This is a genomic window from Veillonella denticariosi JCM 15641 (assembly GCF_002959855.1).
Classification (GTDB): Bacteria; Bacillota; Negativicutes; order Veillonellales; family Veillonellaceae; genus Veillonella; species Veillonella denticariosi.
In genome coordinates, this window is sequence record NZ_PPDB01000003.1 from 39,102 (window position 1) to 58,626 (window position 19,525).

A 19,525-nucleotide genomic window follows, 5' to 3' on the forward strand; every position below is an offset into this window, starting at 1 on the left:
AATGGCAAAGACCAGACGTGTCGCGAATGTCTGGCCCCTACCGATAAAACAATGAGTATTATAAATTTATATGATTAACCGATCATACCGATGAAAGTCCACCAGGGTATACCAACAACGAAGAGTAGAATCCAGCTCAAAATAGCAAGGATCCCACCGGCAGTCCACCAGTCTTTCAAGTTGTTGTAACCTGCGGAGTAAATGATAGGTCCAGGAGATGCGCCGTAGTGAGTTACGAGACCACCGAACGCATTTGTTGCAAGCAATACGAGACCGAACATAACCGGATCTACACCTGATGCCATACCTACCGTCAAGAATACAGGAAGCATGGATGCGATGTATGCGGTACTGGAGGCGAACAAGTAACGGATTACAACACTGATAGCGGACAGAATCAATACGACTACGAGTGGTGAAAAATCGAGCGCCAAGTTTGTTTGCATAAACGTTGCAAGCCAAGCGAAAAATTTAGCTTTAGTCAACGCTGTGGACAAACCGAGGATGGCACCGAACCAGATGAACGTATTCCAAACAGCTTTAGTTTGAACCATGTCATCCCAAGTGATGATGCCGCTCAAGAATACGATAGTCATAGCGACTAATGCTACTGCGGTCGCGCTTAAATCAACGCCGATGGAAGGCAATGCCCAACCGATAAGAGCAAGGATGAATACAACAGCCAAAATCTTTTCAGATACCTTCATAGGTCCCAATTTAGCAAGACCGTCAGCAGCCAATTTCTTGTTGTCGATTTCCACGCTTTCAGGGCGGTCAATCCAGTAACCGATAAGAGGAACAAAGATCAACATTACAAGGCCAGGAAGTGCCAAAGCTAATGCCCACTCGCCCCAAGTCATGCTGAGACCTGTAATCTTGGTAACGAAGTCCAGTGCCAACACATTCGGAGCCATAGCAGTTAAGAACATGAAGGATGTAATCTTTGTTACGAAGTAACCGTTCATCAAGATGAAGGAGCCGCCGCGTTTCGCCGTATCACCCGGATAAGAACCGATGGATTCGGCGATGGATAAGTTAATCGGATAAATAATACCGGCCGCACGTGCCGTGTTAGAAGGTGTTGCGGGAGATAGAATCAAATCAAGAAGTGCTGTTACATAACCCAAACGCAATACGGTAGAACCGAATGCACGAATCAGGTGATAAGCCACGCGGTGACCAAGGCCGGTCTTACCAAACGCTACGCTCAAGGAGAACGCCGCGATGATCATCCACAATGCCGTGGAGCCATAACCTACTAAAATTTCTTTCGCATTGTCCAAGAATAATGCGGAAGCGGATAATACAGCTAATAAAATAATTTGAATTGGATACGGTTTTAAAATCAAACCTAAGATACCTGCAATGTAGAAACCAAATAGGCGCCAAGCGGTATCTGAAAGTCCTTCCGGCGGAGTCGTGAACCAGAGGATAACCGGAATTAGCACGATAACGGCTAATTTTAGAATTCTTTCCATGTCGTTTCCTTTCTTACTAAACAAGGCATTAAAATCAATACTAACACTATCCAAGATATACGTAACACGCGACTGTTATCTATGAACCCTGGTCTAAGTCTATCTTCATTATAAATGGACATAAGGATTATGAAAAATAGATTAGTTTTATAGGGGTTATAAAAACTTTTATACCTTCATCTCATACCTTTTATGCATTTTAATTATAGATTTTCATATCAAAATGAAAAAAATGCATGTATACATACACAATTTGATGTATACATGCACTTACATGATTTTATGCTTTATATTCTCTCAATATACTCTTATCTACTACCGTATGTTTCTTGTAATAATTACGTACGTATTCGATGAAAGTTTTCACCGCCACAAGGTTTGCCGCATCCTTCGTGTACACCATATTGGTATCGCGCGTAATATACTGCCCTTCCCTATTGCGCAACGGACTCACGTAGATATCTTTATCCTTACAGGACCCGAGGCCCATATAGGTCAAGATGGACCATCCCAGTCCGGCGCGCACAAAGTGACGACACGTACTCATGGAGTTGACCTCCATCGCAACCATTGGAGGACCTTCAAAATGTTCGGCGCACCAGTTTTCGATAATATTGGCTACGGATGCATCCGTCTGGTACCGAATGAACGGCACTTTCTCAAGCGACTCCGGAGCCACCAACTCCTTGTAGACCAGGCAATACGGTTCTTTCAGAAGCAGTTCCGATTCACCGGACACCTCGTAACCACCGCGGGCAAAGGCCACCATGCAGTCACCGGTGTTGAACATCTTCACCACCTGATGGCTGAAAGCCGTCTTAACCTGAATGTGAACATCAGGATATTGTTCACGGAATGATTGCAGCAGAGTCGGCAATTCATAATCCGCAAAATTAATGGACGATGCGATTTTCAAGGTACCTTGAATCTTGCCGGATGCGGAATTCATCGCATTTTCCAGTGTCTCCTGTTCCTGCAGCATGCGCTTACAGTATTCATAAAAGATTTCACCCTGTGCCGTCAGAGCAATACCGTCAGCATTACGCAATAACAGAGAATGGCCCAAAGCTTTTTCCATATGCCGCAACCGATAACTTAAGGCCGGCTGCGATAAAAATAATGTTTCGGCCGCTCTCGTAATGTTCCGCTCGTTGACGACAGTTACAAAAGTACGCCATTCTCTATCATCCATAATAACTCCTTTATATATTATCTCTTATTGCCGAAAATCCGCAATAAGGAAAGGAATAGATTAATAAAATCCAGATATAAACTCAAGGCACCTGCAATTTCAACGCGATCAAGAATGCTTTCATCCTCTGTTAAAGCCAACTCGGTCACGGTATTCTTGATGCGATTCACATCGATAGCCGTAAAGATGGAGAATACCACAACGCCGACATAGCCGAGGATAAGGCTTACCGTGTCGCTATATACACTGAGAATTGCCACATTAAAATAACGACCGACCATCATCACAACGGATACGATGATCATCCCCAGTAAAGCAGCCAACACGTAAGGCGTAAGGGACGATAAATTGCGTTTCGTCATCGCCCCTACAACGGCAAAAGCGATAAAGAACGCCAACGTACCGATCAGCGCAGGAATAACCACCTCAAATATATTATAGCTCAATGATACTAAGGTTAAAGTAAGTCCGTTCAAAGCGCTATAGATAAAGAACATCGCTCTTAAAGTCATAACGTTGGCACTGTAAGCGCGAGCACTGAATAAAAACACCACGCCCAGTTCAACCAATAATATAATACTGAAATGTTCATAGGTGAATCGTAACCAGTTCGGCTGCATGAGAGATGCTAAGCCGACGCCTATAGTTGTAATCAGACCTACAATCATCCACAAGAAAGAACCTTTCAGACGTTGAGATACGATATATTCAACCTGCGCAACACCGATATTGCTAGGTTGAGCCGTATTGAATTGATCCATAATAATCGCTCCTCCTGATAAATTATAAACATATATGCTATACCAATATAGCGCACGCCTTCTATATACAATATATTATCGTGCTACATAATTATCGCGCATTCGCCATGCCCGCAAACACCTTGCCCCGTTCGCCGTCGATTGTCACCTCTTGACCTTCAAGCAACACTTCATGAGCATTTTTTGCACCTAAAATGACAGGGATCCCATACGTAATGCCTGCAATAGCGCTATCCGATGTATAGCCGTCCTCCACGGCGATGATGCCGCCCGCCCGTTTGGCCAGGGCCATCAATTCCGGCTCCATCGTTCCCACCACAAGAATATCTCCGGACTTGAAAGAATCATAATCACCCTTATGATTTGCGGCGATAAAGAGATTGCCTGTAACGGATTTTCGCAAAATACCGTTGCCGGACAGGAGCACCTGCCCCGCGATATGAACGCGAATCATATTCGTCGTCCCCGTTGCACCTGACGGCACACCGGCAGTGACCACAACAAGATCTCCGGACTCAATGGCACCGGCGCTGAGGGCTCCGGTAATAGCCCGCTTAACCATATCATCGGAATTGACGATTTCATTACCCTTAATAGCCTCTACGCCCCAGCATATCTGCATGCGGCGAATCGTTTCCTCATGAGGTGTAACGGCGATAATCTTACAATCCGGACGATGGCGAGCCACGCTGATTGCCGTATGCCCCGACTCGGTACACGTGAGGATTGCAGATGCGTCCAGATTATGAGCAATGCGTACGCTCGCTGCACAGACCGCATCGGTAGTGGTCATATCAGCCTCGTTGCGGGCCCGCTCCTTACTGTCATAAATAGCGGCGCGTTCGGTCACCTCCGCAATGCGTGTCATCGTCGTTACCGCTTCCACCGGATAGGCACCGTTTGCAGTTTCCCCTGAAAGCATAATCGCATCGGTCCCGTCGAGGATGGCATTGGCCACGTCACTTGCCTCCGCACGGGTCGGACGGGGATTCTGAATCATGGATTCCAACATCTGTGTTGCCGTAATCACCGGTTTACCCAAAGCATTACATTTTTCAATCATCATCTTTTGCAGTACCGGCACCTCTTCGGCGGGAATTTCCACCCCCAAGTCACCACGGGCCACCATAAGACCGTCGGCTACCTTTAGAATTTCGTCAATATTTTTGACGCCTTCCGCATTTTCAATCTTAGCAATGATTCTGATATCTTTTTGCTCGGATTCCAATATACGACGGATAGCTACGATATCCTTGGCGCGTTGCATAAAGGATGCCGCAACAAAGTCGATACCTTGTTGGCAGCCGAAGCGCAAATCCGCTTCATCCTGCTCGGACACGGGCGGTAAACTAAGCGCCACACCCGGTACGGCCACGCGTTTACGGTTTCCGATTTCTCCGCTGTTTTGAACGGTTGTAACGATATTATTTCCTTCAATAGCATCGATGGTAAGCGTTACAAGACCATCCGCTAAGAGGATTTTATCCCCTACGGATACGTCCTTTACAAGGCCCTTGTGATTGACGGAACTGATTTCTTTAGTCCCTGCCACATCATCGGCAGTCAATGTAAATTGTTGCCCCGCTTCGAGGAACACCTTCCCCTCCTTGAATAAGCCGAGTCGGACCTCAGGTCCCTTTGTATCGAGCATGAGAGCAATCGGTTTATTCACAATCATCGCCGCATCACGCACCATCTGCATACGTTCCGCCTGCTCTTCATGAGTACCGTGAGAGAAGTTAAATCGAGCCACGTTCATGCCGGCCCGCATCATATCTTCCAATATACCGAATTTATCCGTCCCCGGACCCACGGTACATACGATTTTGGTACGTTTCATAATCTCTCCTAATCGAGTATATCTCTTCACATTAAGTAATAAATTTATAACATCATATTTACATTATTATATCAATACATAGAGTTCTAAGATGTACCCTATGCAACACGAATAGCCATATGAATTTACTGAATTTCCACAGCACCTTCGCCCAAAACGGCCTCGATAGCCTTAATCGACTCATCACTGGGATCGAAGCACATGCTGGCCGGCAAGTTGATGCGCTTTCTCTGACGATGCAAGTATAACGACGTCGGCACGCCACCATCGGTATTCACCAAAATGCGTTTTAACGCCTCACTGTTTTCAGGTGTATCGTATTGGCTGTGAATATGGATGGCAATATGCTTCGCCTGACCATAATTTACCTTCAGAGGCGAAATCCGGTCAGCAATGATTTGCACACCCTTTTCATCGGCATCGACACGACCTTTTACCTTTACAATCATATCGACGGCAAGGAATTGCTGACATTGGCTGAACACCTTTGGAAAGGCCACCACATTGGCCGCACCGGAATAATCTTCGATGCGCAAAATGGACATAACCTCATTGCGTTTTGTCATGCGGTCCGATTTATTTTCGATGAGGCCGCCGAATGTAATGGTTTGTCCGTCATATCGCTCAGGATTTTCCATCAACGCCCCTAATTCAAAGAGTCCATCCAGTTCCTTCGCATATCCTTGCAACGGATGCCCCGTAATGTAAAAGCCGGTATATTCCTTTTCATCCTTCAGCTTATCGTCCTCCGGCAAATCCTCCAGATCCGGTACGGCGATGAAATCCGCCGATTCCTCCGTTTCACCGAAGAGACTCACGGTGCCCATGGCCGCATCCTTCTGCTCCTTGGCACCTACAGCCTGAGCGCTTTCATACATATGGAGCAACTGATTGCGATTTTCCTTGAATCCGTCCATCGCACCGCAACGGATTAAGCTTTCAAGAAGACGTTTATTCACGACCTTATTATCAACGCGTTTGCAGAAATCCACAATATCCGTATAGAGGCCATGCTCATTGCGCTCACGAATCAAACGATCAATGGCATTATCCCCGACGTTCTTGATACCGCCAAGGCCGAAACGAATAGAGTCATCTTGTACGGCAAAGCTGCGCTCAGAATAGTTAATATCTGGGCCTAGTACCTTAACATTGTGCTTCTTGCAGGCATTGATATAGTAGGTCAACTTCTGCATGTTCTGCATGAAGCTCGTCATCGTAGCCGCCATGAATTCAGGGAAATAATGGGCTTTCAAATATGCCGTCTGATACGCGATGTACGCATACGCCGCACTATGCGATTTATTAAAGCCGTAGCCGGCGAAGTATACGAGCAAATCAAATACTTCATTCGCCACGGATTCATCGATACCGTTTTTAACGGAGCCCTGAATAAAGGACTCTCGCTGTGCTTTCAGAACAGATTCCTTTTTCTTACCCATGGCGCGGCGCATCAAATCCGCCTGACCGAGGGAGAATCCGCCCATGGCGGACGCAATCTGCATAACCTGTTCCTGGTACAGAATAACACCGAAGGTATCTTTCAAAATCGGTTCCAAAATAGGATGTAAATAGGTAACCTCTTTTTTACCGTGACGACGGTCGATAAAGTCCGCCACCATACCGGATCCTAACGGTCCCGGACGATAGAGCGCCACCAACGGAATCAAATCCTCGAAGTGCTCCGGCTTGAGGTCCATAACGAGTTTCGTAATCCCCTCGGACTCGAGCTGGAACACACCGGATGTGTCACCCTTTGTGAGAAGCTCACAAGCCGCCGCATCATCGAGCGGTATCGCATCCAAATCCAAATCAATTCCGCGATTCGCCTTGATGAGCTTTAAGGCATCCCCCATAACAGTCAAGGTACGGAGCCCCAAAAAGTCCATCTTCAAGAGGCCCAGTTCCTCGATATTATCCTTGTCATACTGAGTGACAAAGCCTTCATCGTTGGCAGTTTGTACAGGTACGTGATCATCGAGCGGGTCGGCGGAAATTACGACGCCCGCCGCGTGGGTGGACGAATTGCGCGCAATCCCTTCCAGTTTTTTACCGAAATCAAACAGTTCTTTTACATTTGAATCCGATTCGTACAGAACCTTTAAATCCTTGCCCTGTAAAGCCTTATCCAAGGTAATACCCAATTCGTTGGGAATCATCTTGGCGATGCGGTTCACCTCGGCCAGAGGCAAGTCCAAAACGCGACCTACGTCACGGATAACGGCACGCGCCGCTTCGGTACCGAATGTAATAATCTGCGATACCCGCTCCTGTCCGTATTTTCTCGTTACATACTCGATAGCCTGCCCCCGCTTTTCATAGCAGAAATCGATATCGATATCGGGCATGCTGACACGTTCCGGATTGAGGAACCGTTCAAAGAGCAAATCGTATTTTAACGGGTCAAGGCCCGTAATGCCTAAGAGGTACGCCACGACAGAACCCGCTGCGGACCCGCGGCCGGGGCCTACTAAGATATCGTGCTCCCGTGCATATCGCACATAATCCCACACGATGAGAAAGTAATCCTCAAAGCCCATGGTACCGATAACGCCCAATTCATAATCGAGGCGCTTCATCAGTTCATCTGTAGGTTCACCGTAAAGGCGCGGAATTTCTCGTTCACAGACGGTACGCAAATAAGACGCCGCCGTTTCCCCTTCCGGCACATCGAAATGAGGCAAATGATGTTCATCGAAATTGAACACCACATTGCATCGATCCGCAATTTTTAAGGTATTTTCAATGGCCCCTGGAATATGTCCAAATAGCTCTGCCATCTCATCCCCAGATTTTAGATAAAACTCATCATTAGGGAACTTTAAGCGATCCACCTCGGCACGGCGACGGCCTGTAGAGATACAAACCTTGATATCCTGTGCATCCGCATCCTCTTTTAAGACATAGTGAAAATCGTTAGAGGCGACAATACCGAGACCATATTCCTTACTGAGCTGGATGAGTTTCTCCTGCGCCTTCAATTCCTCCGGCAATCCGTGATTTTGAATCTCCAGGAAGAAATTATCCTTGCCGTACGTCTCGATATACCATTCGATGGAGCGTTTAGCCCCTTCCATATTATCCTGTAAAATATACTGAGGAATCTCGCCTTGAATGCAGGCACTGAGGGCAATAATCCCCTTACTGTATTGCCTTAACAGCTCGTGGTCCGCACGCGGACGGTATAACATTCCCTCCGTCGACGCCTTCGACACGATTTTAACGAGATTCCGATACCCTTCCATGGTCTCTGCCAAGAGGATTAAATGCTTTAAACGCTCCCGGCTGCGCCCCTCCGGACGGTCAAATCGGCTGTTTTCCGTTACATACACTTCACAACCGATAATGGGCTTAACGCCCTGCGCTACACATTCTTTATAAAAGTAAATGGCCGCATACATATTGCCATGGTCCGTAATGGCTAAGGCCGGCTGATTCAACTCCTTCGCACGACGTACCATGTCAGGCAAACGGCTGATGCCGTCGAGCAAGCTGAATTCCGTATGACTATGTAAATGTACAAATGGCTGCATGGTACACCTCCTTTAAGGGCGATGAGCAAAATACACGTTCAATGACTTCTTACGAGCCTTCCAATCCGGCAGAAACTGGGCAACCAGATTGTGAAAGTTCTTTGAGTGATCCAGATATTTAAAATGAGCAAACTCATGAACCATAACATATTCAATATATGCCTGCGGGCCTTCCAACAGGCGCATATTCATCTTGATGAGCTGCTTTGACGGCGTACACGAGCCCCAACGACTCTTCATGCGCTGCTGCTTTACCGTCGGCTTAGGCACATCGATTTGTTGCTGGTGAAAGCGTTTGTACACAACCTGTGCCCAATGATTAAACACCTTGTCCCCCAGTTGACGCCAAAAAGCCTGCATCAGTTTGTGTTTGTGCTCGTAAGTCGCCTCATGAGGCACATACATCATGAGATGTGCCTTGCCGTCAAAGCCGATATGAGGCTTTCCGTCCTGCTCGATTACATGCAACGTAATGGGCAAGCCCAGAATAGATAAACTTTCACCGTCTACATACTGTAACGCCTCGATCCGCTTGGCATTGAGCGCATCAATCTTGAATCGGGTCCGCTCAATGAACGGCATATTATCCATAACAAAGGCGTCAATGCGATGCTCCGGCACATAAGCATTCGCCGACACATGGACGACACCATCCTTTGTAATACGCAGATTCATGTTCTTCACGCGCTTGATGGTCAACTCGTATTCAATTCTGTCGCCATTATAGGTAATAGACCTAGTTATTGAAGTATTCATACCTTTTATTTTATCATAAAACACTCATAATGACGTAGAAATCTGGTGAATTTGATAGAATCTCTCGATATTTATAACATAATAAAAAACGGAAGATAGTTAATTAAAGCGAATCAACCATCTTCCATTAAAGATACAAACATCAAGTTAAACATAAGTATAATATTATTATAGTTATACAGTAATCAACGCCCTAACTAATAAGATAATAATAGATTAATACAACAATTAGATACGCTAAGATTTAATAACCTCTTTTTATTTACTAACTACTTCTCTGTCGTCAAAACTACAACGACCCTATTATCAAGAGAATTTTCCTCAAGTTTAACAGTAATATCATTATTTAAATCGTAGCCTATTTTATAACTTTTTTTATCTTCACGCCACTTCATTCTCTCATGTGAAAGTAAAGCTTTGACTTTTTCAAATTCAATATTCTTATATGTGATTTTAAAATTATAAACCTGACCATTCCTACCTGTAGCATAATGTTCTTCACTTACCTTATGAGAAGATATACTTACAAGCTTTTGCTCATATAATTGAAGCTTTTGAATTTGATTCGGTCTATTAAAAAAAGCAGCCATTGTCAATAAAGAAATGATAATCACACATATAAGGGTAAAGCCGAAAATAAGTTTAACCGATAAAGGCAATAAATTAAAATAAGAAACCATTTTTTTCATAATTAATCCTCTATTTCAAATTGAGTTCTCATAGCTCGAATACCCAACTCTTTTGGACTCAGAAGATAAAACCCACTACCAGGTGCATTACCGGCTATACGGGTTGCCGATTCATCAATTTTCTATTTATCAAAGACTTTATTAAGTTGATATAAGGTAAATACCATCAATTACCATACATTTTACTAATATTATTTCCCCTAAGTAGACTCTCACTTAGTTGAAATAACATAATACTTTAATCCGCCTGATTTACTAAAATCAAAATCAACATTTATTTCATCTTTCTTTATACAAGCGAAATAATCTCTTATATTAATACTTATTGTCTTTAAATAAAATTTTTGGCGTTTAACATTCAATATGTCATCATTAATATTAATCCTATTGAATTGCTCCATCACTTCAACAAAATACTCAGAGTACTCATAATTTAAATTCATAATGCCATTGACAATATTATTTTTAAAAGCAAGAAATGTCTCAGAGAATTGATCATCGAGCTCTATCAAAAAATAGGTATAGCCTAACATAAAAATAGTCATAATATATTCAAAACTCAATAATGAATTAAACTTAATAGTAAGACTAAACTTATTCCCATGCATTTTATCAAATAAGGTAAAAGACTTGAAGCAAGAACGATATACAGGATCTAGTAACAAAGCTTTACAATCATAATCAATACCATTTATGGTATCCACTAACAGAATGGTCGGTATAACTCCACCAACCCAAGATTCAACATCCTCAAGCGCCATCCCTTGAAAAGTAATCTCCTTCAGTTCAGATGATAAATGTTCTTCATTGATTATTTGTAACATATCCATCCTGTAGAATAAAGACTCTAATATATTTAAGTCAATACAATTATATCTATAAGCTTGAATTGTCCCCAATGCAATGATTAGAAAATAAAATTCAACATTTCTTTTTTCATTAATTATTATCTCCATATGTCTTCCTCTATTATAATGGAATATTTAAAGTTCTAAGGTTATCGATTTCCTTAACAATACCAACTATATAATCTGCTCAATCACCAATTTAACTATAAATTTTTATATCCATATTTAATACCGTTCCCAATACATTGAATTAACATATTTATCAAAATCACTAAACCGCCATGGCCACCAATATCTAGGCATCAAAACAAGTTGATTATAAATGTAATATTTCCAACCAGTTATTATGAGTTAGAACTACAATATACCCATCATCTTGCGTATTCTTTGTTACATATATTCTATATGATTGACTTTCATAGACACAACGAGACTCATTTTGTTTAATGAGAGTCCAATTCCCACTTAAGGGTACTATTGATTTTAAATCTGTATGTTGTGAGTCTTTTTTTATATTAATTGATTGACCTATTGATAAAAGATTTCTTCTATTAGAATCATAAACCTCTCCATCAATCATATAATAATCTCGAGGGAAATAGAGATTTAAAGCTTGTGTCAACTCTGACCTAGACTTCTCAACAGCATCATAAAAAAAGAATTTATAACCTAAACCACAAATCAGCCACAAGCTAAAGCAACCTATAAACATATACCAAATGATAGAATAAATAGTTCTAAATTTCATCCCTACAAATCCTCTATGTTACCTATATACAAAATATACGCTCCCTATATTAAATTTAATTTGCCGCATTAACTCATCCCCATCAGTTGTATAACCAATAATTTTATTATTAAGTTCCTCTCTCCTTTTATATCACTTCCATCTAAATATTAACTTATTAATTCGATTATATCTCTCAAAAAAAACATAAAATCAATATTTTTTGTATAAATATGTTTTATATAATCAAGAATTCTCACATCTATAGTCCTATAAATTAAGGCCTATACTTTTGCAGCGACCGTAGGTCACGAAGAGCAAAGAAGTATAGGCCTTCCTTTTATTTAAATGTAGTTATGTACTGAACCCCATCAATATACAAGTACAACAATCATCTATCAAAAATGATTACTTCTTTGTACCACGACGCGCAGCAAGGCTTCCTGCCGTATTTGCCAGACCGTTACGGTTAATATGAGGGTTTCCGTGTTTATAGGTCTTCGGCTTTGTACTGCTGCTTATCTTCGACCGTTCAAAGTCCTCAAACAGGCGGTCCAGTTCACGGAACAGAACGCGTTTTTGAGATTCTTTCAGCTCGTATACATCACCTTTATAGGCAATATATCTGTTTTTCAGAATCGGATTGAGATCATAAATGGGATTATGAACCGTATTATTCACGTCCAACAGTTCATCCAAGGTCAGTCCATAGTAACGGGACAGGGCACAGAGTGTATCTAAATCCGGTTCGCGATACCCTGTTTCGTAATTTGAAAGCGCCGCATTACTGATACCTACGGCCTTTGCTACTTCGATTTGGCTCTTACCCATGCGCACGCGAGCACGCTTTAAGTTCTTATAAAACTGCATGTTCATCACCTATATCGAGAATACACACATACCATAATCAAGTTAGCCTTGATTATGGCTATATTTTAATTACAATGTATCACTGATTTTTTTGAAAGCTTCCTCAGCCACAGCCAATGTACGCTCAATTTCACTGCTCTTATGACAGATAGACACGAAGTTGCTTTCATAAGGGCTCGGAGCATAATAAATGCCGTGACTCAAGTTATGATGGAAGAACAGTTTGAAATGTTCTTCATTGCAGGCCGCTGCATCGTCGAAATTCAAGACCAGTTTATCCGTAAAGAACAGTGTAAACATGGACCCCACGCGTTGCACCGTAGCAGGCACATTATATTTTGCAGCCAACTGCTTGAGTCCGTCACAAAGTGCAATGGTCGCATCCTCCACCTGCTTGAAGATGGTCGGATCCCGTTGCAAGATGGACAATGTGGCAAGGCCGGAAGTTACGGCAATCGGATTGCCGCTCAACGTGCCGGCTTGGTAAATCGGACCGGACGGAGCGACTTGACTCATGATTTCACGAGCACCGCCGAATACGGCCAACGGCATACCGCCGCCGACAATTTTGCCGAGGCAGGTAAGGTCAGGCTTAATCTTGTACAGTTTTTGAGCTCCGCCGCTGCTCGCTCTGAAGCCGCACATGACTTCATCAAAAATCAAGAGTGCACCATGCGTCTTTGTCACATCCCGCAAGGTTTCAAGGAATCCTGCTGCAGGAGGCACGCAGCCCATGTTGCCCGCCACAGGTTCCACGATAATAGCCGCGATGGTATCGCCTATATCATCGAATAGTGCACGCACCGCATCACTATCATTATACGGCAACGTAATTGTATTTTCCGCTACCCCCTGCGGCACGCCCGGGCTGTCCGGTACACCGAATGTAGCGAGGCCGGAGCCTGCTTTCACCAAGAGAGAATCGCTGTGTCCATGGTAACAGCCTACGAATTTAACGATGCGGTCGCGCCCCGTATAACCACGAGCCACGCGCAAGGCGCTCATGGTCGCCTCCGTACCGGAGTTCACAAGGCGAATCATTTCCATGGACGGCATGAAGGCCTGAATTTTCTTCGCCAATTCCGTTTCTAACAACGTAGGCGCTCCATAGCTGGTACCGCGCGGAATCGCCTCCTGCAGGCTCGCGATGACCTCAGGACTTGCATGCCCCAGAATCATGGGGCCCCAGCTCAATACGTAGTCGATGTATTCGTTATTATCGATATCATAAATGCGGCTGCCGCTGGCACTGCTGATGAACGGCGGGTTGGAGCCCACACTGCGATACGAACGCACCGGACTGTTTACGCCGCCCGGCATATACCGCTTCGCCTCATCAAAAGCTTTTTCAGATTTACCTAACTGTAACATGGCTTCTCCTTATTGTTGTAACCATTTTGCAATATCAAGGGCATGGTATGTGATGATGATCTTGGCCCCGGCCCGCTTCATGGATAGCATCGTCTCCATCACGAGTCGTTCCTCGTCGATGAGGCCTGCCGCGGCTGCGGATTTAACCATCGCGTATTCTCCGGACACATTGTATACGGCCACCGGTAATTCATAGCGGTCGCGTGCTTCACGGACGATGTCCAGATAGGACAATGCCGGTTTAATCATGATGATGTCCGTGCCTTCCGCAATATCGAGTTCGATTTCTCTGAAAGCTTCCAATCGGTTCCCCGGATCCATCTGATAGGATTTACGATCCCCGAATTGAGGTGCGGAGTTTACGGCGCCACGGAACGGACCGTAATAAGCGGACGCATATTTTGCGGCATAACTCATGATGGATACATTTTTATATCCCGCCGCATCGAGGGCTTCACGGATAGCGCCGACACGGCCGTCCATCATATCGGACGGCGCCACCATATGAGCACCTGCTTCCGCCTGGCTCACCGCCACCTTACAAAGTAGCGGCAACGTTTCATCATTCAGGATTTCGTGATCTTCGATCATGCCGCAATGACCTGTCGATGTATATTGGCACAAGCATACGTCAGAGATAACCAAAAGATTAGGCACCGCCTGACGAATCGCTTTAATCGCCTGTTGTACAGGCTGCGACATATCCCATGCTGAGGAACCCTGTTCGTCCTTATAGGTAGGAATGCCGAAGATTTCTACGCCGCGAATGCCGAGATCGTATGCTTCCTGAGCAACTTTCACGGCCTCATCAACGGACAAATGGTATTGACCCGGCAACGTGTCGATTTCTTTTTTGATACTTTCACCGGGAACGATAAATAACGGATAAATTAAATCGGATACGTCGAGTGTCGTTTCGCGCACCAAATCCCGCATTTCAGGATTGATACGCAAGCGGCGAGGACGATATGTTAAGTCGTACATGTAATCCTCCTATCGCCCTGTACGGGCTAATTAAAATTGAACGCCAGCTCATAAATATGCAATAGAGTATTACCGATTTCATAAACAGAAACCAGCTATGTTCTATCCCATTCAGGCATTAGCATCCTTTACAATGGCATTAACTAGGCCATCGGTTGTATATACTTCGCTGATAATGTGCGGATTAAGACCCGCACTCATAGCGGTGGCAGCCGTAATCGGTCCGATACAGGCAATCCTGGTATTAGCCAATAGTTTTAATGCATCTTCACCCAACAGCTGAATCGTATTTGTCACCGTAGAGGAGCTTGTAAACGTAATGTAATCCACAGAGCCCTCAGTCAACGCATTAATCAAGGCCTCCTGTTGAGATGTATCCTGTGTCGTTTCGTACAGGCGCAAAATGTCTACATTCATATCGCGGTGACGCAAGCAGCGCGGAATGACATCACGTGCCACCTTCGGTTGAATCAACAATACGGAGTCGCCCGCATTCAGTTCTTCTTCAAGGGCCTCAACGGCGGATTCCGCCTTGTAATCAGCAGGGATAATATCCGGCACGATACCGTATTTACCAAGTTCACGGGCCGTCGCACAACCGATGGCTGCCACTTTTGCATAGCCTAAGGCACGTGTATCCTTACCTTCTTTATAAAGTGCATCGAAGAAATAGCGAACACCTTCACCGGATGTGAATACCACGCATTGATATGTATTGGCATTCGCGATGATACGCTTATCCTCATCGAAAAGGTCCATCGGTATCGTCTTGATAGCGGCCGCTTCAACCACATTGGCGCCCTGTGCCATCAACTTTTCACGAAAAGCGCTCGCTTGAGCACGGGCTCGGGTAACAACGACGGTTTTACCGAACAGCGGTTTATTATCGAACCATTGCAATTTCTCCCGAAGATTTACCACATCGCCTACAACGATGATGGCAGGGGCTTTTAACTGAGCCTTCTCCACATCCTCCACTACATGTTCAAGGGTAGACACCAATACCTCCTGTACAGGCTTCGTACCCCAACGAACGAGCGCGACCGGTGTAGACGGCGCGCGACCGTAGGTCATCAATTTCTCCGCAATAACAGGCAAATTGCCGACACCCATTACAAAGCAAAGTGTATCCACCGCAGTCGCAAGGCCTTCCCAATGAATGCCGGAAACGGATTTTGTCGGATCCTCATGGCCCGTAACAACCGCAAAGGATGTGGCCATAGCCCGTTGCGTTACAGGAATTCCCGCATAAGCAGGCGCCGCAATCGGCGAAGTAACGCCGGGAACAAATTCAAAGGGAACACCGGCTTCGCCAAGGGCCATAGCCTCTTCTCCGCCACGACCGAACACGAGCGGATCACCGCCCTTCAGACGGGCCACGATTTTACCTTCTTTCCCTTTTTGCACCAATAATTCATTGATTTCCCATTGATGCATCGTGTGATCCTTACACTGTTTACCCGCATAAATGAGTTCCGCATCGGGACGGGCCCATTCTAACAGATGAGCATCCGCCAAATAGTCATATACAATTACATCTGCACGCTCGATGCACTCTCGACCTTTTACGGTAATTAATTTTACATCACCGGGGCCTGCACCGATTAGATATACCATACCTGTCATTTTATGATTCCTTCCTCTATAAGGGCTTCCACAATATGCTTGCCCCCTTCTTCATATAAAGCTCTCGCAAGATTTTTCCCGAGAATTTCACCCTTTTTAGCGGGGCCGGAAATCTCACCTTCATATACGGTCCTGCCGTCAAGGGATGCAATCATCGCCTTTAATCGTAGCTGCCCCTTTTCGATGGTGCCGTGAACGCCCATCGGCACCTGGCAACCGCCGTTGAGTTGACGCAGAAAACTGCGCTCCCCTTCTACGGCATAACGCGTTGCTTCATCATTGATAGGCGCCAGCATTTCGAGCATTTCCGAATCATCCGCACGGCACTCGATAGCAAGCGCCCCCTGGCCCACAGCAGGAATCATTTCATCCGCCGTAAACACCTGCGTAATCTGATTCTCCAGACCTAGCCGTTTAAGACCGGCCTGCGCCAACACGACGCCATCCAGATTGTCCGTCTCTATCTTACTGAGACGTGTCTGTACATTGCCGCGGATAACCTCTACGCGTAAATCGGGACGCACATGAAGCAGCTGTGCCTGACGACGTAAACTGCTCGTACCGATGCGGGCACCTTGAGGCAATTTATCAAGTGTCTTATACTCAGGGCTCACAAGGGCATCATAGGGAACTTCACGAACGGATATAGCACCTAAGGTCAAGCCTTCCGGTAATTCCGTAGGCATATCCTTCAGGCTATGTACGGCAATATCGATGTCTCCGTCGTGCATAGCCGCTTCCAGTTCCGCCGTGAATAATCCCTTGCCGCCCACTTGAGCGAGCGGTTTTTCCAAGATACGGTCCCCTTTTGTATTAAAGTGAACCAGCTCCACTGAAACGCCGGGATACAGACGCTTCAATTCCGCACTAATATGTTCAGCCTGCCATAGGGCAAGGGCACTTTTTCGCGTGCCGATACGAATATGATCTCTCATGGCATCAGCCTTCTTTCTCAAGATTAAACATATCTTTGAATAATTCCCAGTACAGACCTTCTTCCTCCGTACCTGCGATTTCATTGAAGTGAATCATAGGTTCCCGTAAAATCTTACGGGTAATCATACGACTCATAGAGTCCATAATGCGTCGCTCCTTATCGGAAATATCCGGTAATTTAGCGAGCGCCCTGTGTAATTCACGACTTCGTATGCGCTCAGCCTTCTCCGTCAATAAGGCCATCATAGGACGAACGGATAAATAACTTAGCTTATCCAATAAATCTTCGATGGCTTCGTGAATGATCGGTTCAGCCCGACGCGCCTCTTCCTCGCGTTGCGCCTTATTTTCTTCTACGACGCTTTCAAGAGAGTCAATATTAAATAAATAAATTCCATCGATATCAGCCACAGCCGGATCAATATCGCGCGGTACGGCGATGTCGATCATAACAATCGGTTCTCCTTCGCGCAGTTGAACGATTTTTTTCGCTTCTTTAGGGGTGATGATATAATGCGGCGCCCCCGTCGATGTGATGAGAATATCCGCATTCTTCGCCTGTTCCACGAAATGATCGAGCTTGACCGCTTTACCGTTGAAACGTTTTGCCAACGCTTCCGCCTTAGCAAAGGTACGGTTCGACACGAATATGGTCTTTACCCCTTTTGCCTGCAAGTGGGTCGCCGTCAATTCGCTCATCGTTCCGGCCCCTAAGATGAGAACCGTCGCCTCGGATAACGGTTTATCCAGACTGTCCTCCGCAAGATTGACAGCCGTATAGCTGACCGATACCGGCGTATTCGCAATACCCGTATTGGTACGTACCTTTTTACCGACACCGATGGCACGTTGAAATAGAATATTAAAAATTGTACCTGTACAGCCTGCGCTATACGCCTGAATATAAGCCCCCTTTAACTGACTCAAAATCTGGCCTTCCCCCAACACAAGGGAATCGAGACTGGCGGACACACGGAACAGATGCTCAATACAATCTCTTTCCTCATAGAAAAAGAATGCTTTCTCATCAATTGCCTCGGCGCCCTTCAAGTCTTGTAACAGCCTTAACATATACGTCTTCGGGCAGTCCACATCCTCTAAAACGGCATAAATTTCCGTTCTGTTACATGTGGATAATATAACGCATTCTGAAATAGAATCATACTCATAGAGGCGGTTCAGTGCTTCGACTACCTCGTCCTTTTCAAACGAGAAACGTTCACGCACCTCCACAGCGGCACTTCTATGATTTAGACCTAATACCACTAATTGCATGGCGTAGTTTCTCCTCTATACTTCTCCACTCTCCCTTGAGAATGGCTTCAAATGTATCCTCCGTTAAATGGTCCCGCCAGAACTGCTGACGGGCCTCCGGTGTGGGAAGCAGTAACTTTACTTCTTCTCTAAATATTTTAAGTCCGGGCATAGCCTTTTGCAACTGATCATAATGATTCATCATATCTCGTCTCACCAGCCGATTGATACGCGGCCCCGCATGATTGGCACCGATGGCGATATGTAAATCACCCAGATCCAGCGAGGACGGCACTGTGAAAGTACACGCTGACGGGTTATCGCTACGATTCGTCCACACGCGATGGGCCTGACCTAATTCATATAATCGATCATTTAATTCATGATTATCCGTGCAGACAAACAACAATCTGCTTTGAGCGATGAGTGATTCATCATCTTCCGTGAAAGCCCTCTCATGCCAGGTGAGACGTTTTTCTCTGTCCCAGGTACCGACCGCTGCCGTCGCAGACGGCGCTATAACCACAATCCGGCAGGGCTCATCGATAAATAGTCGAATCCGTCTCTCCGCCACCTCACCGCCGCCGATGAACAAAATCATATCTTCAGTTGTGGGTTGAAATGTGATGGATACCATAACTCACCTGCTATAATAAAAAA

Annotated in this window: 16 protein-coding genes; all 16 read right to left on the bottom strand. The window is 45.1% G+C overall.

Translation table 11 applies throughout. The annotated features are described in order from the left end of the window. Positions 1-74: 74 nt before the first annotated feature. Positions 75-1,478 (bottom strand): DASS family sodium-coupled anion symporter, encoded by a 1,404-nt coding sequence (locus VEHSUH05_RS02515; protein WP_038117797.1) that lies wholly within the window; start codon positions 1,476-1,478, stop codon positions 75-77. A 280-nt stretch (positions 1,479-1,758) separates the two neighbouring features. Next, entirely contained in the window at positions 1,759-2,670 is a 912-nt protein-coding gene (locus tag VEHSUH05_RS02520; RefSeq protein ID WP_054674670.1) for a LysR family transcriptional regulator, read from the bottom strand. A 17-nt stretch (positions 2,671-2,687) separates the two neighbouring features. Beyond that, the gene (locus VEHSUH05_RS02525; protein WP_105090649.1) at positions 2,688-3,431 is read right to left on the bottom strand and encodes a Bax inhibitor-1/YccA family protein; all 744 of its coding nucleotides are present in this window, start codon (positions 3,429-3,431) and stop codon (positions 2,688-2,690) included. Positions 3,432-3,522: 91 nt separating this feature from the next. Further along, complete coding sequence (gene pyk, locus VEHSUH05_RS02530; RefSeq protein WP_105090650.1) at positions 3,523-5,271, bottom strand: pyruvate kinase; 1,749 nt, start codon at positions 5,269-5,271, stop codon at positions 3,523-3,525. Positions 5,272-5,396: 125 nt separating this feature from the next. After that, positions 5,397-8,804, bottom strand: coding sequence for a DNA polymerase III subunit alpha (locus VEHSUH05_RS02535; RefSeq protein ID WP_105090651.1), 3,408 nt, complete (start codon positions 8,802-8,804; stop codon positions 5,397-5,399). Positions 8,805-8,816: 12 nt separating this feature from the next. Next, entirely contained in the window at positions 8,817-9,584 is a 768-nt protein-coding gene (locus VEHSUH05_RS02540) for a M48 family metallopeptidase (RefSeq protein ID WP_105090652.1), read from the bottom strand. A 245-nt stretch (positions 9,585-9,829) separates the two neighbouring features. After that, positions 9,830-10,249, bottom strand: coding sequence for a hypothetical protein (locus VEHSUH05_RS02545; RefSeq protein ID WP_054674666.1), 420 nt, complete (start codon positions 10,247-10,249; stop codon positions 9,830-9,832). Between the two features lie 212 nt (positions 10,250-10,461). Then, positions 10,462-11,205 carry a DUF3969 family protein gene (locus VEHSUH05_RS02550; RefSeq protein ID WP_038117817.1) on the bottom strand — a complete coding sequence of 248 codons (744 nt, stop codon included), beginning with the start codon at positions 11,203-11,205 and terminating at the stop codon, positions 10,462-10,464. Positions 11,206-11,413: 208 nt separating this feature from the next. Next, positions 11,414-11,845 (bottom strand): hypothetical protein, encoded by a 432-nt coding sequence (locus tag VEHSUH05_RS02555; protein ID WP_038117819.1) that lies wholly within the window; start codon positions 11,843-11,845, stop codon positions 11,414-11,416. Between the two features lie 387 nt (positions 11,846-12,232). Further along, positions 12,233-12,694: a helix-turn-helix domain-containing protein gene (locus VEHSUH05_RS02560; protein ID WP_054674665.1), complete on the bottom strand. Its 462-nt coding sequence runs from the start codon at positions 12,692-12,694 to the stop codon at positions 12,233-12,235. Positions 12,695-12,763: 69 nt separating this feature from the next. Beyond that, on the bottom strand, positions 12,764-14,065 hold the full coding sequence (gene hemL, locus VEHSUH05_RS02565) for a glutamate-1-semialdehyde 2,1-aminomutase (protein WP_105090653.1): 1,302 nt from the start codon (positions 14,063-14,065) through the stop codon (positions 12,764-12,766). A 9-nt stretch (positions 14,066-14,074) separates the two neighbouring features. Beyond that, entirely contained in the window at positions 14,075-15,049 is a 975-nt protein-coding gene (gene hemB / locus VEHSUH05_RS02570) for a porphobilinogen synthase (protein WP_105090654.1), read from the bottom strand. A gap of 111 nt (positions 15,050-15,160) precedes the next feature. Next, entirely contained in the window at positions 15,161-16,675 is a 1,515-nt protein-coding gene (gene cobA, locus VEHSUH05_RS02575) for a uroporphyrinogen-III C-methyltransferase (protein ID WP_105090655.1), read from the bottom strand. Beyond that, the gene (gene hemC / locus VEHSUH05_RS02580) at positions 16,672-17,610 is read right to left on the bottom strand and encodes a hydroxymethylbilane synthase (protein WP_105090656.1); all 939 of its coding nucleotides are present in this window, start codon (positions 17,608-17,610) and stop codon (positions 16,672-16,674) included. The genes cobA and hemC overlap by 4 nt, the downstream gene beginning before the upstream one ends. Positions 17,611-17,614: 4 nt before the next feature. Then, positions 17,615-18,886, bottom strand: coding sequence for a glutamyl-tRNA reductase (gene hemA / locus VEHSUH05_RS02585; protein WP_038117836.1), 1,272 nt, complete (start codon positions 18,884-18,886; stop codon positions 17,615-17,617). Beyond that, positions 18,855-19,502 carry a precorrin-2 dehydrogenase/sirohydrochlorin ferrochelatase family protein gene (locus VEHSUH05_RS02590; protein WP_105090657.1) on the bottom strand — a complete coding sequence of 216 codons (648 nt, stop codon included), beginning with the start codon at positions 19,500-19,502 and terminating at the stop codon, positions 18,855-18,857. Before VEHSUH05_RS02590 ends, hemA begins: the two co-directional genes overlap by 32 nt. Between the last annotated feature and the right edge of the window lie 23 nt (positions 19,503-19,525).

Excerpts from the sequence above, each read along its gene's own strand:
- VEHSUH05_RS02515 (WP_038117797.1), bottom strand. The coding sequence starts at position 1,478 with ATGGAAAGAATTCTAAAATTAGCCGTTATCGTGCTAATTCCGGTTATC.
- VEHSUH05_RS02520 (WP_054674670.1), bottom strand. The coding sequence starts at position 2,670 with ATGGATGATAGAGAATGGCGTACTTTTGTAACTGTCGTCAACGAGCGG.
- VEHSUH05_RS02525 (WP_105090649.1), bottom strand. The coding sequence starts at position 3,431 with ATGGATCAATTCAATACGGCTCAACCTAGCAATATCGGTGTTGCGCAG.
- pyk (WP_105090650.1), bottom strand. The coding sequence starts at position 5,271 with ATGAAACGTACCAAAATCGTATGTACCGTGGGTCCGGGGACGGATAAA.
- VEHSUH05_RS02535 (WP_105090651.1), bottom strand. The coding sequence starts at position 8,804 with ATGCAGCCATTTGTACATTTACATAGTCATACGGAATTCAGCTTGCTC.
- VEHSUH05_RS02545 (WP_054674666.1), bottom strand. The coding sequence starts at position 10,249 with ATGAAAAAAATGGTTTCTTATTTTAATTTATTGCCTTTATCGGTTAAA.
- VEHSUH05_RS02550 (WP_038117817.1), bottom strand. The coding sequence starts at position 11,205 with ATGGAGATAATAATTAATGAAAAAAGAAATGTTGAATTTTATTTTCTA.
- VEHSUH05_RS02555 (WP_038117819.1), bottom strand. The coding sequence starts at position 11,845 with ATGAAATTTAGAACTATTTATTCTATCATTTGGTATATGTTTATAGGT.
- VEHSUH05_RS02560 (WP_054674665.1), bottom strand. The coding sequence starts at position 12,694 with ATGCAGTTTTATAAGAACTTAAAGCGTGCTCGCGTGCGCATGGGTAAG.
- hemL (WP_105090653.1), bottom strand. The coding sequence starts at position 14,065 with ATGTTACAGTTAGGTAAATCTGAAAAAGCTTTTGATGAGGCGAAGCGG.
- hemB (WP_105090654.1), bottom strand. The coding sequence starts at position 15,049 with ATGTACGACTTAACATATCGTCCTCGCCGCTTGCGTATCAATCCTGAA.
- cobA (WP_105090655.1), bottom strand. The coding sequence starts at position 16,675 with ATGACAGGTATGGTATATCTAATCGGTGCAGGCCCCGGTGATGTAAAA.
- hemC (WP_105090656.1), bottom strand. The coding sequence starts at position 17,610 with ATGAGAGATCATATTCGTATCGGCACGCGAAAAAGTGCCCTTGCCCTA.
- hemA (WP_038117836.1), bottom strand. The coding sequence starts at position 18,886 with ATGCAATTAGTGGTATTAGGTCTAAATCATAGAAGTGCCGCTGTGGAG.
- VEHSUH05_RS02590 (WP_105090657.1), bottom strand. The coding sequence starts at position 19,502 with ATGGTATCCATCACATTTCAACCCACAACTGAAGATATGATTTTGTTC.